The sequence below is a fragment of the Archangium lansingense genome (genome assembly GCF_026626635.1).
GTDB classification, from domain to species: Bacteria; Myxococcota; Myxococcia; order Myxococcales; family Myxococcaceae; genus Archangium; species Archangium lansingense.
The window spans coordinates 11,918,440-11,938,177 of record NZ_JAPNKA010000001.1 but is presented as its reverse complement, the minus strand read 5'-3'; the positions used below and the strand labels follow the sequence as shown (position 1 = coordinate 11,938,177).

Below are 19,738 nucleotides of genomic sequence, written 5' to 3'. Positions count from 1 at the left end.
CCCCGTCGGAAATCAATGGTTGCGGGCTACTCGCAGCGCTGGGCCTCGTGCCGGCAGTCATGGCCGGAACGGTCCAGCTCCAGCTGGTAGAGGGACTGGAGGGCCTCGTTCTCCAGGGAGACCCCCACCCGGCGGGGCCCCGTGCCCGGCTCGTTGAGGAGGATGTCCACCGTCTCCAGGCCGCGCTGGGGCACCGGGTCCGCCGGGGCCGCCACCACGTCCCGCTGCTCGAAGCGCTTCCAGCTCCGGCTGCCGGAGCCCGCTACGGCGGAGAAGCCCTCGGCACAGCTTGCCGTGCCCCCCACGAAGTCCGCCTGGTAGACGCGGGCGCTATGGCCCCCCGAGGCCGCGCACAGGCCCCCGGCCGTCCCGGGCTCGAAGCTGTTCCATAGCACGCACCCGTTGACGATGGCCGTTCCACTGCCCGTCTGCTCTCGGGGGGCGTGGTAGCTCACGTACCAGCCTGCTTCCAGCGAGCCGGCCTCCCTCGCCCCCGACGTCACCCGCCCGTCCGAGGCGAACTGGGACACGTCCACCAGCCGGTCCTCCGTCAGCAGGCCGGACTCGTACGTCGTGGCCGAGGCAGCGGTGTCGAAGGTGCGTGCCTTCTTCACCCCGTAGCTCCAGAAGCCGTAGAAGCGGTGGGCGCTGGTGGCCGGTAGGGGCTTCGTCGCGGCCACGGGCATCCAGTCATCCCGCGACACCCGGCAGCCGGTGCCATCACAGGTGTACTCCAGCCGCCCCGAGACGCTCGCCGAGCAGCCGTTGGCCGAGCCGTAGTCCCAGTCCAGCGACACCTTCGTCGCACCACAGACGGCCCCCGCGGCTCCGGGGGCGGTGGGGACGGTGCTGGTGTTCGTGTAGTTGTCATAGGTGGTGCGGGTGCTCCAGGCCGTCGAGCCGCCGCGCTCCACGGTGACGGTCTGGCTCGCGCGGCAGCCGAGCTGGGCGCACCCCAGCGGGTTGGAGAGCCGGCACGTCGTTCCGCCGCTCTCCGCGAGGTTGTAGCGGTCGCCCGTCCCCACGAAGGTGCGCAGGTAGCCCGTGTCCGGCTGCACCGTGTTGGAGGTCATGTAGCTGAAGGCGGGCCGCACGGCGTTCGGGCCAGAGCCCTTCACCTGGAAGGCGCGGGCGGCGAACCAGTTGTTCACCGGGCCTCCCGCGGCGGGCCGCTCCCCGGGTTGCCAGAAGCGCACCGTCCACACCTGGCCGCCGTAGTCCGCCACCGTCGCGGTGTCGAAGAGCAGGTCCCCATCTGGCTTGGAGCTGAGCTCACCGCCAATGTCCATCATCGCCACGCTGGCCGCGAAGGGATTGCGCAGGTGCTCGGAGCGTGCGCTGCCGTCGCCATGGAAGAAGCTCCACAGCGTCTCGCCCGTCTTCATGTCCACCATGGCCAGGCCCCGGCCCCGGTTGAGCGAGCGGTCATACCCGCCGTTGAGGATGACGACCCACGCCTCACGGGCCTGCGTGCCCGCGACGCGCCACGGGCCGGCAGGGTCCGCCATGGCCACGGGGCCGATGGGTGGAGGACGGGGCGCGAAGTGTCCATCGCTCTCGCCGAGCTGGAGCGCCAGTGCGTCACACGGCTGCGGCCACATCCACAGGAAGTCCCCCTTCTGGTTGGGGGCACGGCCCGGCTGACCCACGCCGGGGCTGGCCAGCAGCGCCGTCACGTCCAGCGCGAAGCGGTGCACCCCGCCCGTACCCGAGCCCACCACGGTCACGGTGCGGAACTCGCTGGCCTGTTTCTTCCCGTCGGCCGCCGCGTCTCCGGCCTTGCCCACCCCGTCCAGCCAGACCTCGCGCACCATGGGAGTGCCGTCCACGAACCAGCCATGCTGGCCCAGCTTGGGCAGCAGCTTGGGCAGCAGGTCCGGCGGGACGAAGGCCCAGAGCTCTTCGCCCGTGCCCTCATCGTATTGCGGTAGGCCGGTGAGGGGATCCTTCCCCGTGCGGCTGCCGTTGTGAATGGCGTGCAGCATGCCGCCGTTGGAGCCCACCAGCACCACCCGGTCTCGCTGCTCGTGGCGTGCCACGTACTCGTCATAGGCGTCGTGCGTGCGGCCCGAGCTCGTGCTCGTATAGCTCTGCTGCGGTGTGCGGCCGTCGTAGAGCGTCTGCAGGCACTGCGGCGAGAAGCCACAGAACTCCCGAGGCATGGGCGGCTCCACGCTCTGGGGCGCCGAGTGGAAGATGTCGTGCAGCAGGAAGGGTCGGTCAAAGTCACGCCGGGTCGTGTCTGTGTTCAGCACGTCCGCGCCCCGGTAGTAGCGGATGACGGCCCGGGCGCAGTCGTCTGGGCTGAGCTTGTCACCGGCCACGGTGCACCCGCTGGCGCTGATGCCCAGGGCCTCGCGCAGCAGCGGGGCATTGGCCTCGGTGAAGGCCACCGGGGTGTCGTGCGAGTCCAGCATCCCGTCCGGCCCGCCCGAGGGGCCTCCGTTGTCCACGAGGGTGTAGATGTCGCGCGTCTTCCAGCGCTGTGTGGGCGCCGACGTGGGCTTGAGCTTCTGGCCCGCCTCCCAGAAGGGCTTCGTCGGCAGCAGCCGGTCCCTCACCTTCACGAAGTCCCCCACCTCGTTCTCCACGACGGCGTCCCCGTCCATGTCGATGAGGTGAACGTCCTCACAGTCCTTGTCGTGGTTGAGGTCCCACGGATCCCCGCCCGCGGTGGCCAGTGACGGCTTGCAGCCGAGCAGCAGCTCCGAGGCGAGCTTGTAGCGGTAGAGGTAGCCGCGCCATGGCTCCTGCTTGTCGCGGCCAGGGCGCAGACGGGGCACCAGCGTGCCGCTCGCCGAGCCGAGCTGCGAGCCGGACGTGGACGCCGCCGAGAAGGAGGTGGAGCGCCGGTTCACATTGGCGATGATGTCCTCCAGGGCCTGCTTGAGCCCCGCGCCGTCGTTGGCCTGGTAGTAGAGGCCGCCACCCACGCGGGCGGCGTTCTTGAGGATGTTGGCGTTGATGCCGAAGCCGATGGCATGGACGGTGAGGCTCTGTCGGCCGTTGGTGTCGAAGTCCCCCACCACCGCTGGGCTGCTCTGCTGCAGGTCCTGCGTGGCGAGCAGCTTCGCTACGTCGTCCAGCTTGTGAAGCGCATCCTCCGGGCAGGGCTCGGAGGAGGGACACGCCACCGGCCCTCCGTTGAGGGCCTCGATGCTGGCGGCGGGGAGGTGCTCGTCGGCGCTCGGCTCGCCGTCCGTGACGATGACGATGGAGGTGGACTGGCAGCCCCAGCACCAGCTCCGCTCTGGGAGCGAGAGGGACATGTTCTGGAAGCCTCCCTTGAGGAAGCTGCCGTCGAAGCCGAAGAGGCTCGTGTAGATGGAGTCGCTCGAGGAGAAGTACTGCCCGAGGTTGAGGAGCGACTCGGCCAGCGGGGTCGCGGCCTTGAAGCGCAGTGCGTCCACGGCCGCCAGGTAGTTGGCGCGCACGGTGGCGAAGGCCCGAGGGTCCGTCCCGAGCTGCGTGCACGAGGGGCCCTGCGGCATGGACATCAGCGCGCCGTGCGCCGAGTTGTCCGCATCGAAGTAGCTGATGCCCACGCGCACCTGGCGCATGTCTCGGAGAATGGACTTGAGGACGGTCTTCGCCGTCACGTACTTGGGCGGGTTGAAGTTGAGGAAGCGGCCCGAGAAGGCGAAGGTGTAGCGCCTCGGGTCAGTGCCCGGCCGCGAGCCCGTGGCCCCAGGCCGCTTGTAGAAGCCCTTCGTCTGCATGCAGGAGAGGCAGGTGTTGTAGAGCGCTCGCGTTGGATCCGCGCTCGCCGGGTGCTGGTAGGCGCAGACCTCCTCCTTCGTGTTCCACTGAGCGGTCGGCGCGTTCAAGTCCTCCCAGAACATGTACGCGTAGAACTTGTCGTCCTTGAACAGGCCGGGGTGGTCCGCGTCCGGCACCGGGTAGGCGACGCTGGGGTCCCACCCGTTGGCGGCCTGCATGGCGAGCAGGTCCGGGTTGGAGCAGCCATCGCCCGCGGCGAAGAAGGCCTCGTGGTTGCCCTCGTCCACCTGGGGCAGCTCACGCATGGACGCCGAGGTGTCGATGAGGAAGTGGACGTTGGGCGGCGTGCCCTCGCTCATGAAGAAGCGCTCGTCGCCGGTGATGTCCTGGCCGCGCAGGGCCTCGGAGGCGAGCGAGGTGGTGAGCTGGCAGCAGGCGGCCTTGGCACCCGGGGGCTCCGGCGTGGAGGACCAGGCCGGGGCGCAGGTGAGCAGGATCGCGGGGACGGAGAGGCGGAGGAGACGGCTCCGGGGGTTCATGGATTCCTCAGGCAGGAGCTACTGAAGGCCGACACGGATGACGAACTCGACCTCGCGCTCGGGGCCGCCCGGGTACTCCTGGCAGAGCGCCGTCACGGAGTACCAGTAGGCGCCCTCGGCGGCGTCGCCGAGCGTGTTGCTGATGTCTCGGGCCGCGCCGCGCGAGGCTCCCACGGCGTTGGCGGGCAGCCGCTCCACATGCGTCAGCGTGGGCGCTGGCGTCGAGCCGGTGAAGTGGCCCGCGCGGATGAGGCCCTGGCCGTATGCGTCGTCGAGCTGTACCTGGCCAGTGCTGCTCGGGGTGAGCACCCGCAGACGGGCGAGGAAGAGATTGCGCGCCGCCTGGGTGCAAGCCGAGAGCGAGTCCTCACGCGTCTGGAGCGCGGAGGCATTGCGCTCGGTGCCGGTGAAGGAGATGGCGCCCGCCACCAGCAGGGTGACGAGGACGACGACGAGGAGCGCCATGATGAGGGCCATGCCGCGAGGGCCGGTAGGGCGGGAGTGCATGGGCTCAACCTCCACCGAGGTGGACGGGGGTGAACTGGGAGCGCATCAGCAGGTTCTTGGGAGCGATGGAGCCGCGCAGCACGGCGCGGGAGAAGCCGCCGCCGCGCGGGTCGAAGGCCTTGGCGGGCGTGGTGCCGAGGTTCTCGAGCTGTCGCCAGGAAGTGGTGCCAGAGGGGAGCGGGGGGCCCTCGGAGCCCAGGACGCCGGGGGTGAGCACGTCATCTCCGGGGCGCTGCGTGTCGGCCCGAGTGCTGCGCGCCACGAGGGTGAGCCGCACCTGTCGGATGTTGGCCGGGTGCGAGCCGAGGCGTCGGGGCGAGGCATAGGCGTCCACCAGGCGCGGCCGGTCCAGCTCGGGCGTGGCGATGTGCCACGTCTCGCCCCAAGGCACGGCGTCGTCCACGCCCACCAGCGGCGGTGGCGTGTCTCCCAGGGTGTTGAGGATGTAGGCCACCTGAAGCTGCTCGATGCCCACCGCGAGGGGCGTGGCGTCGGCTGTATCGACATTGCCGTCCTCGTTGATGTCCACCCCCCGGTGCAGCATGAGGTAGGGCGTGGTGCCGGCGGTGGCCGGGTCTCCGTCATCGTCGAAGGACGAGACGTAGAAGCTGGTGCGCTCCACCCGCACCACCACGGGGGGCTCCGTGTCGTGGAAGCAGGCCTCGTTCAGCGTGCTCAGCTCGCGGAAGAGCGAGCCTGGAGGCCCCGAGGGCGAGTCCAAGGGCGCGGGGGTGGTGTCCAGCCGAACGGAGGTGGCCTTGGCCTGGGCCGTCTCTCCCACCGTCACGTAGGCGTAGCGGACGGCACCGGGGCAGAGGACGAGCAGTATCTCCCCCTTGTGCAGCGTTCGCTGGAGCGGGAGATCGAAGCGCAGGAAGTCCGTGCCCACCTCGGTGGCGCGACGGCGGAAGTACAGGTCGCGCGCGTGGACGGTGATGCCGTCTGGGTACCCGACACCGCGCGCGTTGCCGACGGCGTCGAAGGAGTCGTAGGCGAGGATGGCCCGGTCCGGATCCACGCCGTAGCCCGCGTTGCGCACGTGGCGCTCCACGAAGCTCATGGCCTGGCGCACGCTGGACTGCACCGCGCGGCGGCTCGCATGGGCCTGGTACTGCGTGGCCTGTGAGACGAAGACGAGGCCGATGCCGGTGAGCACCAGGGCGCCGATGGCGGTGCCGACGAGCAACTCGATGAGGGTGAAACCGCGAGGGCGGTGAGGCGCGGGCATGCTCAGATCTCCGGGATGGCCGCGGCGCCCCGGCCCAGGGCCTGGGGGTTGAACTTCACCGCCCAGACGTTGACCTGCTTGAAGCCGCCCGCCGTGGTGGGAAAGCGCACCATCACCAGGATGCGGCGGGCCTCGGTGCTGCCGTCCGCGGCCTTCACGGGAGCCACCCGCCAGGCCACCTCATAAATGGGCTGGGAGCCGGGCTTGGAGCCGCCCTCGGTGCTCACGCTGGCGTGCGCCGCGCCGAGAAGCGGACGCTCCCCGACGAGGGCCAGCGCGTCCGTCAGCTTCACCCGGCCGTCGGCCTCATCGAAGTTCGTGAAGCGCGGATCCGCGGGGTTGATGGTGCTCTCGTTGGACAGCAGCGTGTGGCCGTAGGGCAGCCGCTCGAAGGCATCCACCAGGTCTCGCGCCACCTTGCTGGCGGTGGACTGGCGCCGGGCGAGCCCGTTCTGCTGGCTGGCCAGCACGTTCATGTGCAGCACGCCGAGCAGGCCGATGGAGAAGATGGCGAGTGCCGCCATGGCCTCGACGAGGCTGAATCCACGGGAGCGAGGAGTCGGAGACATGGAGAGGGGTCCTCCTAGTAGACGCGGATGGCACCGGCGGGAGCGGCGATGACGACCCAGCGGGGCGGGCTGGACTGGCCGCTGCGCGAGCCGGCAGCGAAGGCGATGACGCCGCCGGCCTCCGCTGTGCCCGTCATCACGCGGACGGTGCCATCGGGAGAGAAGCGGATGACGCCCCGAGCGCCGCCGGTGCCCTCGGTGCAGAAGGTGCACCCGCCGAGCAGCCGGCTCGCGCCGGAGGGCGTGAGGAGGATGGCGGCGAAGGGGGCGGGCAGCGTGTGGAGCTGCGTGCGAGGGGCTGCGAGGTCGAGGAAGCCCAGGCCGCCCTCGTTGGAGAGCCGGAGCTGCTCGTGGCGGACGCCGCCCACGGTGGAGGGGGTGAGCACGTCCTCGCTGGCCCAGTTGAAGGCGCCGAGGGAGTCCGCGCGCTCGAGCAGGTAGACGCCGAAGTCCTTGCCGTCGTCGTGGAAGACGACGTAGTGGGGCACGCCCATGCTGGTGGCCCGCATCTGTGCGGCCGTGTACAGGGCGCCCACCTCGAAGGCGGCATTGCTCACGCGCACGCGAGCGGTGCCGTGGAACACGGCGAGGCTGGCGAGTGTCGCCAGGATGGCGAAGATGGCGGCGACGACGAGCGCTTCGACGAGGGTGAAACCTGCGGAGCGGGATCGGACGGACAAGCGGAGACTCCTCCCGCCCGGCTGCTTGTGCAAAGTGTGGCCCACCTACCCCACAGGGCAGGGATTACCTGTGCAAGCCCTTGGAACGAGAGGGAAGCCCGCTACCTCACGTGACCGCCGGAGTTACCTCTGGCTGGCCTTTCTACTGGGAAAGAATTATCCCTCCATGTAACGAATGCACCCCCGCCTGCCCCCGACTTTGGGACAGGGGGTGGCCTGCGCGACCCCCCTGTTCTCGGGGTACCCAGCACCTGCATCTCCAGGTCATGTTCGTGGAGCCTGTTCACGGCCCGACAGCTGTTCGAAGGCCGTGCACGGGTTCACATCCAAGAGGGGTTTGAACATGAGGAATGCACTGCGTCTCGCGGGATCGGGTTTGCTGGCTCTGGGGCTGATGGCATGTGGGGGCGAGGAGGTGTCGCAGCCCAAGATGTCGGAGCTGCACGTGAACCGCGAGGCTCGGGCAGCCGCGGCCGGGCGCGTGGCCGAAGGTGCGGAGGGGAGGGTGCACCAGCTCGGACCTGCACCGAACCTGTCGTCGATACACGTCATCGCGGTCTGCTCGGCGGACTTCTACGCCACCTATGCGCCCTATGACTGCGAGGACGTCTCCACCAGCGGCTCCACCGTCTTCAATCACGGTGGCGCCTGGATGGAGGTCATCACCCAGGAGATGGGCTACCGCGCCTATGGCTCGGCCACGATGGCGGGCAACTCGGTGTCGGAGATCCACAACCAGGGCATCCTGAACGTCTACAACGAGTACATCGGCTGGTACCGCTGGTTCGACGTGAGTGCCTATTCGAGCGGGTACTTCTACTACTCCGCCGCGTCCATCAACACCTACGCGGTCTATTCGGACTCCGTGACGGTGCTGTAGCTCGCGCGGGTGACTGGCTGGCCGACGGTCCCATCGTGGGCCAGCCTCACTCCGCCCTGAGGAACCACCTCGAGTACGAAGCGTATGAGCCATGCGCGCGGCCATGAGGGCCGCGCCGGGCCCGTCCCTCAGCGTGCTCCGAGGAAGTCCGCCTTGCCGATCTCCAGCCCGTTGTGGCGGAGGATGGCGTAGGCGGTGGTGACGTGGAAGTAGAAGTTGGGCAGCACGAAGGTGATTAGGTAGGCTTGGCCCGTGAACTGGGCCTCCCGGCCGCCCATCTTGAGGACGATGTTGCGCTCCTCGCTGCCGTCGATCTGCGCCGGGGTCAACGATTGCAGGAAGGTGATGGTCTTGGCGAGGCGCGCCTGCAACTCGGGGAAGGTAGTCTCCGTGTCGGGGAAGCTGGGGACCTCGACTCCTGCCAGCCGGGCGCCACAGCCCTTGGCCAGGTCGCTCACGCTCTGAATTTGAAAGGACAGCGGGCGCATGTCGGGCGCCAGCCGGGCGTTGACGAGGACGGACGGCTGGATCTTCTTCGTCTCCGCATAGGCGGCGGCCTTGTCGAGGATCACCGACAGGTTGCTCATCATGCGGATGAGGACGGGGATGGAGGCCTGGTACATGGACAGGGACATGGGGTCGCTCCGGTTGGGGAAAGGGAAAAGCGGCCCTGGTATGTGGACCGGACCGTGCCCTGTCAACCAGATCGCCCAGGCCCGGAATTCAGGGGTGCAGCTTCTCGTGCCGCGCTAGCATCTCGACGAACTGGGTGATGCGCTTGGTACGGGTCTCGGCCTTCTTCGCGGTGTGGATACGGAACAGCACGGCGTAGCGGTTGGCCGAGTTGAGTGTGGCGAAGAAGGCGGCCGCACGGGGGTTGGCGGCGAGGGCAGCCGACAAATCCTCGGGCACGGCCGCGCGGCTCGGCGAGTCGTAGGCCGCCTCCCAGCGACCGTCCTGTTTCGCGCGCTCGACCTGCTCGAGCCCTGGGGGCTTCATCTTGCCCGCCTCGATGAGCGCCAGGGCCTTCTCGCGGTTGATCTTCGACCAGATGCTCTTGGGGCCGCGCGGGGTGAACTTCTGGAGCCACGCCGAGTCGTCGTGGCTGGCTTTCTGGCCGTCGATCCATCCCCACGCGAGCGCGACCTCGAGTGCCTCCGGGTAGGTGACCGACGCGACGCCGGACGCCTTCTTGGCGAGCTTCAGCCACAGGCCGCGCGAGGACGCATGATTCGAGGCGAGCCAGTCCGCCCAATCGCTCGGCTTCGAGAAGGCGATGGTCGGAATCTCCCCCGCGGGCTCCTTCTTTGGCGTCTTGGCCGTGGCAGTCTTTTTCGCCGTCGCGGCCTTCTTCGCGGGCGTCTTCGCCTTCTGGGTCGTGGCCTTCTTCTTCGTCGGGCTCATCGGGTCCCCTGTTGGACTTCCTATCGGGACTTCTTGCGGCTGGAGCGTTCGCCCGCCTCGCCATTGAAGCCCGAGACGCGCATCCCCAGCGACTGCGCCAGGAGCACGGCTGTCTCGACGGGGACGTGGGTGCCCTTGATGCGGTTGTTGGTCGGGTCGAGGAAGGCGCCCACCGAGGTGGAGAAGTCCGCCTTGGTGAGGTTGCAGCCCCGGAAGTTGCTGCCCGTGAGGTCCGTGCCGGAGAAGTCCGCTTCCGTCAGGTCCAGGTCGAAGAAGTTCGCCTCCATGGCCGAGCAGCCCAGGAAGGCGGTGCGCCGCAGGCTGAGGCCGACGAAGGACGTGTAGCGCAGGACGCACTTGTCGAACGCCAGCTCGGGGTTGGGCGACACGGGCGTCCAGTCAATGCCCATCAGCTTCGAGCCCTCGAAGCGCACGTCCCGCAGCGCGGTGGACTGGAGCTGGGCGCGGCTGAGGTCGCAATCGCTGAAGACGCAGGCCTCGAGCTTGGTGTTCTTCCAGCGGCTCTCCTGGAGCTGACACCTCTGAAAGGTGCACCGGTAGAACTCCTTCTGGCCGAGGTCACCTCCCTGGAGGTCCAGGTCCGTGAACGTCTCGTTCTCGAAGTAATCCTCTTTCGCGAGCCGCTGCGCATCCATGCCGCCATCCTAGGGAGCGCGGCGGATTTTCCAAGTAGCTTGAAAAGGATGAAGCCGGACGGCCGAGAGAGGGGCGGCGCGTCCGGCTTCGTGCTGTACTACACCCTGCTGCGAGTTCTGCTCATGCGGCCGAGCTGGACGTCTCCGAGCTGCTCGACTCCAGCTCCGCGAGCATCCGCTCCCCCTCCAGCTCATCAATGGGGGCGAAGCGCTCGAGGTCCGGGCGGTAGGCGTGCACCCGCGCGTGGCCGATGTCGAACCACCAGCCGTGCAGCCGCAGCGTGCCGGCCGCCAGGCGCTCGCGCACCAGGGGATAGGTGCGCAGGTGCGCGAGCTGCTGCAGCACGCTGTACTGGCTGAGCCGGTCATACGGGGGCAGCCCCTCGCCGAGCTTTCCACCGCGCTCGAAGGCGGCCAGGGCGGGGCGGCCCACGTCCAGCCAGCTGCTGAGGTTGGGCGTCTTCTGATCGTTGTACCCGGAGAGGATCGCCTTCATGGCTCCGCAGCCGGAGTGGCCGCACACCACGATGTCCTTCACCGGCAGGTTCAGCAGGGAGAACTCCAGGGCCGCCGCCTCGGAGCGGTCACTCAGGGACAGGCCCGTGGCGTCCGAGGGCGGCACCATGTTGCCCACGTTGCGCATGACGAAGAGGTCACCCGGGTCGGTGGACACGAAGAGGTTGGGCACCACGCGGCTGTCGGAGCAGGCGATGAACAAGCAGTCGGGGGACTGTCCATGGGCCAGGCGCGCGAAGGTGGCGCGGTAGGCCGGAAGTCCGTGGCGCTGGAAATCGAGGAGACCCTGAACGAGCTTCTTCATCACGCACCTTCCGAGGAGAGAGTTGTAGAAGAGGAAACGGAAACAACGGGCTTGGAGGCGGCGGCAGCGCCCTTGCGCGTCCACACCTCCTCGAGCGGCTCCATCCACACCTTGCCGCCCGTCTTGCGGTGGTTCTGGCACCAGCTCTCCAGCGCCTCGTAGCCGGAGTGGTCCAGCGTCTCCACCGCGAGGTCCAGCTCCACGTGCGCGCCATTGGGCACCGCGGCGAGCGCGGCGGACAGCTGAGGCACGCCCACGAAGGTGAGGGCGCCGCCCACGCGCACCTGGTGCACCTCACCCTCCTTCTTCACTTGCACCTGCACACGGCCCAGCCGCCACAGCAGCCGCGCCACCGCCACGCCGAAGCCCAGCGCGATGCCGGCCAGCAGGTTGATGCCCACCACGCCCACCACCGTCACCACGTACACGGACAGCTCGCCGCGCCGGCGCAGCTCCTGGATGTGGTGCATGTTGACCAGCTTCGCGCCCACGTGGACGAGCAGGCCGGCCAGCACGGTGAGGGGCACCAGTCCGAGGTACGAGCCCAGCAGCGAGACGAAGAGCAGCATCCACACGCCGTGCAGGACAGCGGACACGCGCGTCTTTGCTCCCGCGGCGATGTTGGCGGCGCTGCGCACGATGACGCCGGTGATGGGCAGGCCGCCCGCCAGACCCGAGAGGGTGTTGGCCAGACCCTGTGCGAACAGCTCCTTGTCCAGGTTGGCGCGATCGCCGGTGTGCAGCTTGTCCGTGGCCACCGCGCTCAGCAGCGACTCGGCGCTGGCCACCAGGGCGAGCGAGAACACCGCGGCCGCGAAGGCGCCCCAGTTGCTGGGCAGCGCGGGAAGCTGGAGGCTCTCGAAGAGGCTGCCGGCCAGCTCCACCCGCTTCACGTCCGTGCCCCACACCGCCGCGGCCACCGAGGCGCCCACCACGGCCACCAGCGGTCCGGGCACCTTCTTGAGGCGGCTGTTGGGCATCACCTGCCACAGCACCAGGATGCCGATGGTGATGAGACCCAGAATCGTGGCGGGGCCGTGCAGGTCGGCGATCTGCCCTGGCAGCTCGCGCAGGTTCGCCCAGGCGTTGGACTGCGGAGCGCCGCCCAGGACGATGTGCAGCTGGCCCAGGACGATGAGGATGCCGATGCCCGCCAGCATGCCGTGGATGACGGCCGGGGAGATGCCCAGCGCGGCGCGGGCCACCCTCAGGCCGCCGAGCGCCATCTGGATGACCCCCGCGGCGGCCACCGCGGCGCAGGTAGCGGCGAAGCCCAGCTCCTGAATGAAGCCGAACACCATCACCGCCAGACCCGCTGCCGGGCCACTCACCAGCAGCGGCGCACCTCCAATCAGCCCGACCACCAGGCCGCCCACCACACCGGCGATGAGGCCGGACATGATGGGGGCGCCCGAGGCCAGGGCGATGCCCATGCACAGCGGCAGGGCGACCAGGAACACCACCAGGGAGGCGGGCAGGTCGCTCGCCAGCATTGCCTGGAGCCCGGTCTTCTGCTCGTTGGACTTCATTCTCTCAGCCTCCACACCGAAGTAGGCGCCGCACCCTGGAGGGGGACGGCGCGTTTCCAGCCCTACAGGGCAAACGGCGTGCCACCTATGTGGAGCGGGCCTCCCTCTGAAGGACGTCGAGAGAGGCCCCGGAGGACTTCAAGAATTTTGAAGTGCGGCCGGGGCGATGAAAGAACTTTAAAGAAAGATTCTTGAACTACTCCTCGCCGAGCCGACGCAGGAAGGTGGGATAGGAGATGCCAAGCGCGCGGGCGGCATCCATCCGGCGCCCCTCCAAGCGCTCGAGGACATGTCGGACATACATCCGCTCCACCTCTTCCAAGGGAAGCGGGGGGCCGGCCACGATGAAGGCATTCGGGTCCGTCGGCATGGCCTGGCCGCCGGTGCTGGGCGCGAGCGCCTCCAGCTCCAGGGTCGAGCCGCTTTCGAGCACCAGGGCTCGCTCGAGCACGTTGCGCAGCTCGCGCACGTTGCCAGGGAAGGGGTAGCGCTCGAGCCGCCCGCGTGCGGCGGCGGAGAAGCCCACGGGGCGGCGGCCCAGCTCCGCGCACAGCTCGACCACCAGTGACTCGGCCAGCGGCAGCACGTCCTCGCGCCGTTCCCGCAGCGGGGGCACGTCCACCTTGAAGACGCTCAGGCGGAAGTAGAGGTCCTCGCGGAATCGGCCGGCGGCCACTTCTTCGTTGAGGTTGCGGTTGGTCGCAGCCACCACGCGCGCGCTGCTGCTCAGCTCGCTGGTGCCTCCCAGCCGCCGGAAGGCGCCCTTGTCCAGGAAGGTGAGCAGCTTGGCCTGCAGGGGCAGCGGCAGTTCACCCACCTCGTCGAGGAAGAGCAGGCCGCCGTTGGCCACCTCCACCAATCCGCGCCGAGCGGTGCGCGCGTCGGTGAAGGCGCCGCGCTCGTGGCCGAACAGCTCGCTCTCCACCATGGTGTCTGGCAGGGCGGCGCAGTTGACGTGGACGAAGGCTCCCTGCTCCTCGCGCAGCAGGTGCAGGTGGCGGGCGATGACCTCCTTGCCCACGCCCGTCTCCCCCAGCAGGAGGACGGGGCTGCGGGGCGAGGTGGCGATGCGCTCGAGCATCCGCAGGGTGTTCTGCATGGCGGGCGAGCGCGGCTCCAGCAGGCGGCGCCGGCCCTCCAGTGCGCTCTCGGCCCGGCGCAGTCGCTCTTGCAGCCGCACGTCCTCGGCGGCCCGGCGTGCGCGCAGCACCAGGTCATCCAACTCCACTGGCTTGGACAGGTAGTCGCGCGCGCCCGCCTTGATGGCCTCCACCGCGCTGGCGATGTCCCCGTGTGCCGTCACCATCAGCACCACGGTGCCGGGCGCCTGGGTGCGCAGCTCCGGCAGGAAGGCGAGCCCGTCCCCATCCGGCAGCCGGCGGTCGAGGATGACCAGGTCGGGGGACTCGCGGGCGAGGGCCGTGCGCGTCTCGTGCAGCGAGCGGGCGGTGCGGACGCGGAACCCCTCCTGGCTGAGCACGGAAGCGGCGAGCGAGGAGAAGGTGCGGTCGTCATCCACCAGGAGCAGGGAGGTGCTCATTCGGTGCTCTCCAGGGGCAGGCGCAGGGTGAAGCGGCTGCCATCAGGCAGGCGGGTGAAGGTGAGGTTGCCACCGTGAGCCTCCACAGCGGTACGGGCCATGGGCAGTCCCAGGCCTACGCCCTTGGCTCGTGCGGTGGCGAAGGGCTCCCACAGGCGCGGCTCCAGTTGCGGGTCCACTCCGCCCGCGTTGTCCTCCACGCGTAGGACTGCCTCGTGGTCCTCGCGCGCGAGGCTCACCCGGACCCAGGGCGAGGGACGCAGGCCCGTGTCGCGTGCCACCGCGCCCGCCTCCACCGCGTTGCGCACCAGGTTGTCGATGGCGGACACCAGCAGCGCTGGGTCGGCCTGCACGGTGAGGTTCTCCTCCAACGACACATGCACGGGCACGTCCTCGGCCTCCGGCAGCAGGCGCACCGACTGCAGGGCCTCCTCCACCAGCAGGCGCAGCTCGCAGGTTCGGCGCAGGGCGGCCCGCGGAGCGCCAAAGGACAGCAGCGAGCGAGCCAGGTGCCCCAGCCGTTGCACCTGAGCACGCAAGGCGGGCAGGGCCACCTCTCCAGCGGTGGCGGCGGGCCTCAGCAGCGAGAGCGCCGCCTGGATGCCATTGAGGGCGTTCTTCACCTCGTGGGCGATGAGCTGGCTGGCGGCACCCAGCGCGGCCATCGTCTCCTGGTGTCGCAGCCGCTCCTCGGCGGCCAGCAGCGAGCGGTACGAGCGCCGCAGCAGGAAGGTGAAGAGCAGCAGGGTGCTGCCCAGCAAGGCGATGTGGAAGAGCAACTGCCCGAGGAAGCGGCGCTGCAGCCGGGCGATGTCCCGCTCCTCTTCCTCCAGCACGGCCAGGACCATGCCGCTGACGCCGGGGACGGGGACCCGGGCCGCCGCGCCCAGCATTCGCTTGCCGTCCAGCACGAGCGGGCCGGGGGCCTCGGCCAGGGCGCGCAGGCTCGCGGCGCGCTCCGGGGTCCAGGCGAAGTTCGGCATGGGGACGGGCAACAGGAGCTGGCCGCTCTCATCCAGCAGCAGGGACATGTCCGCGCCCCCCGAGTGGACACCCGGAAGCGGACGGGCCCCTGCGCGCAGCTCGCCCACCAGCAAGCCCGTCACCATTCCGCCGTGGAGGATGGGGACCGCCACTACCAGTGGTCCGTCCGTCCCCTCCAGCAGATCAATGTCCGAGACGCCTTCGGCCAGCACCCTGCGGAACCAGGGGCGGGTGTTGAGGGGAGAAGCCCCCAGCGACATCTGGGTAGGGTCGCTCCACACGCGGCGTCCCGTGGGGGTGAGCAGGGCCACGCCCTCGGAGAAGAGGGGCGAGTGGTGGAAGGCGCTGTCCAGCATGGCGACCTCCGGGCTGGAGGAGCCATCTTCGGGGATGAGCTGGGGGTTCTCCGCCAGACGGCGCAGCTCCGCCTCCAGCAGCCCCAGGTGCACGCCCAGCGCCTCGGCCTGCACCTGGGCCTGGCTGGAGAGGTTGCCGAGCACCTCCTCGCGGGCGTTGCTCAGATCCTCCCGGTAGGCGAGCAAGGGACTGGCCAGCGCCACCACGCCGAGCAGTGCCAGTCCCACCGTGGCGGAGCGTCCGGCCCGCTGCTGGGTGCGCGCGAGCTCTCCGAGGGCGGAGGGCAGAGAAGGGCCCGGTAGGGGAGGCGGTCGCGACATGGGGCGCATCATGCGTCAAACAGCGGGGAGGCCACCTTCTTTCCGTGCCACGGGTTGACCCCGTGACGGGAGGCGGGCTTCAATCCTCGTGCTTCGGAGGGTCGCGGTGGGGCCGGCGCCAGCACTCCGACGCGGAGTAAACGTGAGCCCTCCGTGGGTAGCGCTGGTCGGCCCTGAAATCGAAGAGAACCTTTCACTCCGCGATGAGCACGCGCTTCGACGTGGAGGTGGTGCGCCGCTTCCACCCGGAGCAGCTGCGGCCCGAGTGGTCTGGCGAGGGCCAGGCGCTCTGCCGTGCGTTGGGGACGGGCAGCGTGCGCGCGATGCGCGACATCATCGCGCGGGTGCGGCAGGGAGCAGCGCCTTCCGGTGACGAGGCGTTCTCCCAGGAGCTCGCGGCGCGGCTGCGCGCAGAGGAGTCGGAGCTCCGAGAGCGGGCGAGGAATCTGGCGGCACGGCTCGCCCGAGTGGTTCCGGTGGGCCGGCCATTGACGGAGATTGGTGACCGGGTGGCGACACCGCTCCAGCGGGCCCGTGCGGAGGTGCGGCCATGAAGGACGATCGCAAGCGGTTGATGCCCGAGATTCTTCCCGGACCGGGGCCGGTGGTGTCCTCCACCTCGGTGCGTCAGCGGGTGCTCCGGCACATGAAGCTGCTCATCGCGACGGGGGCCGCGACCACGACCCTTGCGGCATGCCCGTACGGAGTGGTGGACCCGTTGCCGCCTCCCGCGCGTTGCCGCACCACGGGGAGCGTGCTCGAGGACCTCCGGGTCGAAGTAAGGCCCAGCGCTCCTGGTGGTGAAGTGGTGGTGGAACTCCACTTGGACGAGGGCGGAGAGCCCGTGGATGTCCCCTCTCCCTCTGGGAGAGGGCTAGGGTGAGGGTGTTCCCTTGGACTGCGTCATCGCGAGGGAACTCAAGGCAGAGGGCCGCAATGGGGCACGGATGCTCCGCGATGCGCGCCGGGGCGCGGAGCACGGGTGAAGACCCTCACCCCCCGCCCTCTCCCAGAGGGAGAGGGGGCATGCGCAACACGACCATGTCCGAGAACTTCGTGGACACTCCACTCACCCCTCCGCGGCGGGCCATGAAGAATGCTGGCGTTTTTCTGACCGTTAGTTAGATTCTGATGCGACGGTTGAAAAAGGAGCCACGCCATGTTGCGTCCGCTGTCCGATGACCTCTTTGTCTTGGATGTGCCCTTCCGCATTGGAGGCATGGCGCTGGGCGGGCGGATGACGGTGATCCGCCTGCCAGATGGCGGATTGTGGCTCCACTCGCCCGTGAAGCTGGACGCGGACGCGCGGAGCGCCGTGGATGCCCTGGGGCCGGTGCGCTTCCTGGTGGCGCCCAACACGATGCATCACCTGTCACTCGGGGACTGGGCCGCGGCGTACCCCTCGGCGAAGGTGCTCGCGCCCGCGGGGCTGCGCAAGAAGCGGCCGGAGCTGCGCATCGACGTGGAGCTGTCGGACGTGATGGACGTGGGCCAGTCGCCATCTATCGAGCTGCTTCTGGCGCACGGCATTCCCAAGCTCGAGGAGTTTGTCTTCTTCCACCGTCCCAGCCGCACGCTGCTGCTCACGGACCTGGCCTTCAACATCCACGAGACGCCCTCGTGGCTGACGCGCACGTACCTGAAGCTGTGCGGGGCGTACGGGAAGCTGGGCGCCACCTGGCTGCTCAAATCGATGGTGAAGGACAAGGCCTCGTTGCGTGCCTGGCGGGACCGCGTGCTCGGGTGGGACTTCGACCGTGTGGTGCCGTGCCACGGCCAGGTGGTTGAGCGGGGCGGCAAGGAGGCGATGCGCGATGCCTTCGCGTGGGCCTAGGCGCCCGGCATCCAGCGACCGGAGCGGCACGGAGTCTCCCGAGGCGAAGCGTGAGGCCCGCAAGGCCCGGCGTCAGGAGGACCGGCGCGCGGCGCTGCTGGAGGCCGCTCGTGAGGTGCTCACCCACAAGGGCGTGGGAGGGCTGACCATGGAGGCCGTGGCCGCGGCGGCGGACGTCAGCAAGCCGGCGGTCTTCTACTACTTCCGCACCAAGGAGGAGCTGGTGGGCGCGCTCGTCGCCGAGCAGCTCGAGGCGGAAGTGGAGGTGCTGCTGCGAGCCATCGCCGCCGCACCAGACGGGGTGGAGGCGCTCGTGGCGCTGCTGCGCGCGAAGGTGGACTTCTACGCGGACGACCTGGCGGCCTTCCGCGTGGCGTACCTCTGGCCGCAGCTCATCGGCATTCCGCCCGAGGTTCTGCTCGAGCGCGTGTACCCCGCGAGCCAGCGGGTGAACGAGGTGCTCGAGGCGCGCTTGAAGGCAGAGGCCCGCGAGGGCCGGCTTGCTCCTGGCTTCGAGCCTCGGCGCCTCGCCAACCTTGCCTGGACCACGGCCCATGGGCTGCTGTCGCTCATGGCCGGCATGGAGCAGGTGGGGGGGGGCACTCGGCACACGCTCGCCCAGTTGCGTGACGAGGCCTGTCTGCTGCTGCGCCGAGCGAGAGCCTAGTCCTTCTGCCTGGCTGCTCTCCGGCCTGTCTCGGGAAGGGTGGGAAGACGAGCGCGCGGATTGCTGCAATCATCGGCCCCCCTTCATGCGAATCGACCGACTCCTGGCCGGCCTGTTCCTCGCGACTTCGCTCGCGTGTGCCTCCTCCCCCTCGTCCCTCCGCGCTGATGCGGCACCGGTGACGCCCTCGGTCTCCGAGGCGCGGGGCGAGGGCGATCTGCGGGTGATGACCTTCAACATCCAGTCGGCCATTCACGGCCTCGACAAGGTGGCCGAGGTCATCCGCTCCGCCTCGCCCGACATCGTGGCGCTCCAGGAAGTGGATGTTGGCTCGCGGCGCGCCAACGGGTTGGATCAGCCCGCCGAGCTGGCCCGGCGCACGGGCCTGAAGTACTACGCCCACTTCCGCACCACCACGCTGTTCGGCGGGGACTACGGTGTAGCGCTCCTGTCCCGCTTCCCTCTGGAGTCCGTGGAGCAGCATCCGCTGCCCGTGGAGACGGGCACCGAGCCGCGCACCGTGGCCCGTGTCCTCATGAACGTGCACGGGCAGGGCGTGAGCGTCTACGTCACCCATCTCACCCGTCGCCCCTTCAACGGCAGCATCCGCGTGCGCCAGAGCGCGGCCATCATGAAGCTGATGGAGCAGGACCCGCGGCCCAAGTTGCTGATGGGCGACATGAATGACACGCCTGACGCGGGCTCCATCCGGCTCTTCAAGCGCGAGCTGTCGGACGTGTTCGCCCTGCGCGGCGTCGGGAGCGCGGACACCTACCCTCTGCCGGTCATCCCCAACCTGCGCATCGACTACGTGCTGGCGTGTGACCGCTTCATGCCGAAGAGCAGCAAGGTGCTGCGCGTGAAGGCGTCCGACCACTACCCGGTGGTGGCCGATCTCACGCTGCTCGAGCCCATGAAGGCGCCCGCCGCCGAGGTGGTGGAGCGCCCGCGCGAGGCGGCTCCCACCAGCAGCTCGCAGTAGCCAGCGGCGGGGGCGGCCGGCTCACTCGAGCTGCAGGCCGCAGTCGCTGCACGCGCCTCTCACCAGGGGCGCGGCGGTGCCACAGGCGGGGCAGGGCAGCTCGCCGTCCTCGGGCACCGCTTGCATGGCCTGCCCTTCCGGGACGAGCCCCTCGCGCTCGAGGGTGTCCCTCCAACGCTGCTGGAGCAGACCCGCGACCCGGGGCGCGTCCTCGGGGCGCACGAGCACCTGGAACTTCGGGGAGCACGAGGGCTTGCTGCACGCCTCGCGGTGGACGAGCGCGGGGACGCCCTCGGCGAGACACGCCTCCACCAGGTTGCGGGCATCCGCGAGGGAGGCCTCCACGCACGGCACCACTTCCGCATCCGCCAGGACCTTCTCTGCGTCGTGAGGAGTCATTGCCCGCAGTGAAGCGCAGCCGGGCGCAACCGTCCATGATCTCGGAGTGTCTGCGTTCGGCAGGGGAGCAGGGGAGCCGGCGTGGGAGGGGTCTTCCAAATTGGCGTCACCGGGAGTCGTGCC

At 69.5% G+C, this 19,738-nt stretch carries 19 protein-coding genes; 6 read left to right on the top strand and 13 right to left on the bottom strand.

The features are described from left to right. Window positions 1-26: 26 nt before the first annotated feature. Genes OV287_RS47705 through OV287_RS47685 form a run of 5 tightly spaced genes read right to left on the bottom strand, consistent with a single transcriptional unit; the run spans window position 27 to window position 7,243 of the window. Window positions 27-4,259, bottom strand: a complete 4,233-nt coding sequence (locus OV287_RS47705) for a pilus assembly protein (protein WP_267540732.1) — start codon at window positions 4,257-4,259, stop codon at window positions 27-29. Between the two features lie 18 nt (window positions 4,260-4,277). Beyond that, window positions 4,278-4,766 (bottom strand): hypothetical protein, encoded by a 489-nt coding sequence (locus OV287_RS47700; protein ID WP_267540731.1) that lies wholly within the window; start codon window positions 4,764-4,766, stop codon window positions 4,278-4,280. A 4-nt stretch (window positions 4,767-4,770) separates the two neighbouring features. Continuing rightward, the gene (locus OV287_RS47695; RefSeq protein ID WP_267540730.1) at window positions 4,771-5,994 is read right to left on the bottom strand and encodes a PilW family protein; all 1,224 of its coding nucleotides are present in this window, start codon (window positions 5,992-5,994) and stop codon (window positions 4,771-4,773) included. Between the two features lie 2 nt (window positions 5,995-5,996). Further along, window positions 5,997-6,563, bottom strand: a complete 567-nt coding sequence (locus OV287_RS47690; protein ID WP_267540729.1) for a type IV pilus modification PilV family protein — start codon at window positions 6,561-6,563, stop codon at window positions 5,997-5,999. Between the two features lie 14 nt (window positions 6,564-6,577). Beyond that, window positions 6,578-7,243 carry a pilus assembly FimT family protein gene (locus OV287_RS47685; protein ID WP_267540728.1) on the bottom strand — a complete coding sequence of 222 codons (666 nt, stop codon included), beginning with the start codon at window positions 7,241-7,243 and terminating at the stop codon, window positions 6,578-6,580. Between the two features lie 343 nt (window positions 7,244-7,586). Between OV287_RS47685 and OV287_RS47680 the strand changes: the two genes are divergently transcribed. After that, complete coding sequence (locus tag OV287_RS47680) at window positions 7,587-8,123, top strand: DUF4879 domain-containing protein (protein ID WP_267540727.1); 537 nt, start codon at window positions 7,587-7,589, stop codon at window positions 8,121-8,123. Window positions 8,124-8,251: 128 nt separating this feature from the next. Here the strand turns inward: OV287_RS47680 and OV287_RS47675 are convergent, their stop codons facing one another. From OV287_RS47675 to OV287_RS47645, 7 genes are all read right to left on the bottom strand, one after another. Next, window positions 8,252-8,758 carry a DUF1993 domain-containing protein gene (locus tag OV287_RS47675; RefSeq protein WP_267540726.1) on the bottom strand — a complete coding sequence of 169 codons (507 nt, stop codon included), beginning with the start codon at window positions 8,756-8,758 and terminating at the stop codon, window positions 8,252-8,254. 88 nt (window positions 8,759-8,846) lie between these two features. Next, a complete protein-coding gene (locus tag OV287_RS47670; protein WP_267540725.1) occupies window positions 8,847-9,527 on the bottom strand; it encodes a YdeI/OmpD-associated family protein in 681 nt (226 codons plus the stop codon). A gap of 20 nt (window positions 9,528-9,547) precedes the next feature. Beyond that, a complete protein-coding gene (locus OV287_RS47665) occupies window positions 9,548-10,183 on the bottom strand; it encodes a pentapeptide repeat-containing protein (protein ID WP_267540724.1) in 636 nt (211 codons plus the stop codon). A 121-nt stretch (window positions 10,184-10,304) separates the two neighbouring features. Further along, window positions 10,305-11,003: a carbonic anhydrase gene (locus OV287_RS47660; RefSeq protein ID WP_267540723.1), complete on the bottom strand. Its 699-nt coding sequence runs from the start codon at window positions 11,001-11,003 to the stop codon at window positions 10,305-10,307. After that, window positions 11,003-12,532 (bottom strand): SulP family inorganic anion transporter, encoded by a 1,530-nt coding sequence (locus OV287_RS47655; protein WP_267540722.1) that lies wholly within the window; start codon window positions 12,530-12,532, stop codon window positions 11,003-11,005. The genes OV287_RS47660 and OV287_RS47655 overlap by 1 nt, the downstream gene beginning before the upstream one ends. A 196-nt stretch (window positions 12,533-12,728) precedes the next feature. Beyond that, window positions 12,729-14,072, bottom strand: coding sequence for a sigma-54-dependent transcriptional regulator (locus OV287_RS47650; RefSeq protein ID WP_267540721.1), 1,344 nt, complete (start codon window positions 14,070-14,072; stop codon window positions 12,729-12,731). Beyond that, a complete protein-coding gene (locus OV287_RS47645) occupies window positions 14,069-15,733 on the bottom strand; it encodes a sensor histidine kinase (RefSeq protein ID WP_267540720.1) in 1,665 nt (554 codons plus the stop codon). The genes OV287_RS47650 and OV287_RS47645 overlap by 4 nt, the downstream gene beginning before the upstream one ends. A 203-nt stretch (window positions 15,734-15,936) precedes the next feature. On the opposite strand from OV287_RS47645, the gene OV287_RS47640 reads away from it, so the two are divergent. The 5 genes from OV287_RS47640 (at window position 15,937) to OV287_RS47620 (ending at window position 19,216) form a co-directional block, all read left to right on the top strand. Further along, window positions 15,937-16,287 (top strand): hypothetical protein, encoded by a 351-nt coding sequence (locus OV287_RS47640; protein WP_267540719.1) that lies wholly within the window; start codon window positions 15,937-15,939, stop codon window positions 16,285-16,287. After that, the gene (locus OV287_RS47635) at window positions 16,284-16,616 is read left to right on the top strand and encodes a hypothetical protein (RefSeq protein ID WP_267540718.1); all 333 of its coding nucleotides are present in this window, start codon (window positions 16,284-16,286) and stop codon (window positions 16,614-16,616) included. The genes OV287_RS47640 and OV287_RS47635 overlap by 4 nt, the downstream gene beginning before the upstream one ends. 276 nt (window positions 16,617-16,892) lie before the next feature. Further along, complete coding sequence (locus tag OV287_RS47630) at window positions 16,893-17,567, top strand: DUF4336 domain-containing protein (protein ID WP_267540717.1); 675 nt, start codon at window positions 16,893-16,895, stop codon at window positions 17,565-17,567. Beyond that, window positions 17,548-18,234, top strand: a complete 687-nt coding sequence (locus OV287_RS47625) for a TetR/AcrR family transcriptional regulator (protein ID WP_267540716.1) — start codon at window positions 17,548-17,550, stop codon at window positions 18,232-18,234. The genes OV287_RS47630 and OV287_RS47625 overlap by 20 nt, the downstream gene beginning before the upstream one ends. An 85-nt stretch (window positions 18,235-18,319) precedes the next feature. Further along, entirely contained in the window at window positions 18,320-19,216 is an 897-nt protein-coding gene (locus tag OV287_RS47620; RefSeq protein ID WP_267540715.1) for an endonuclease/exonuclease/phosphatase family protein, read from the top strand. A 21-nt stretch (window positions 19,217-19,237) separates the two neighbouring features. Here the strand turns inward: OV287_RS47620 and OV287_RS47615 are convergent, their stop codons facing one another. Beyond that, a complete protein-coding gene (locus tag OV287_RS47615) occupies window positions 19,238-19,615 on the bottom strand; it encodes a hypothetical protein (RefSeq protein ID WP_267540714.1) in 378 nt (125 codons plus the stop codon). Between the last annotated feature and the right edge of the window lie 123 nt (window positions 19,616-19,738).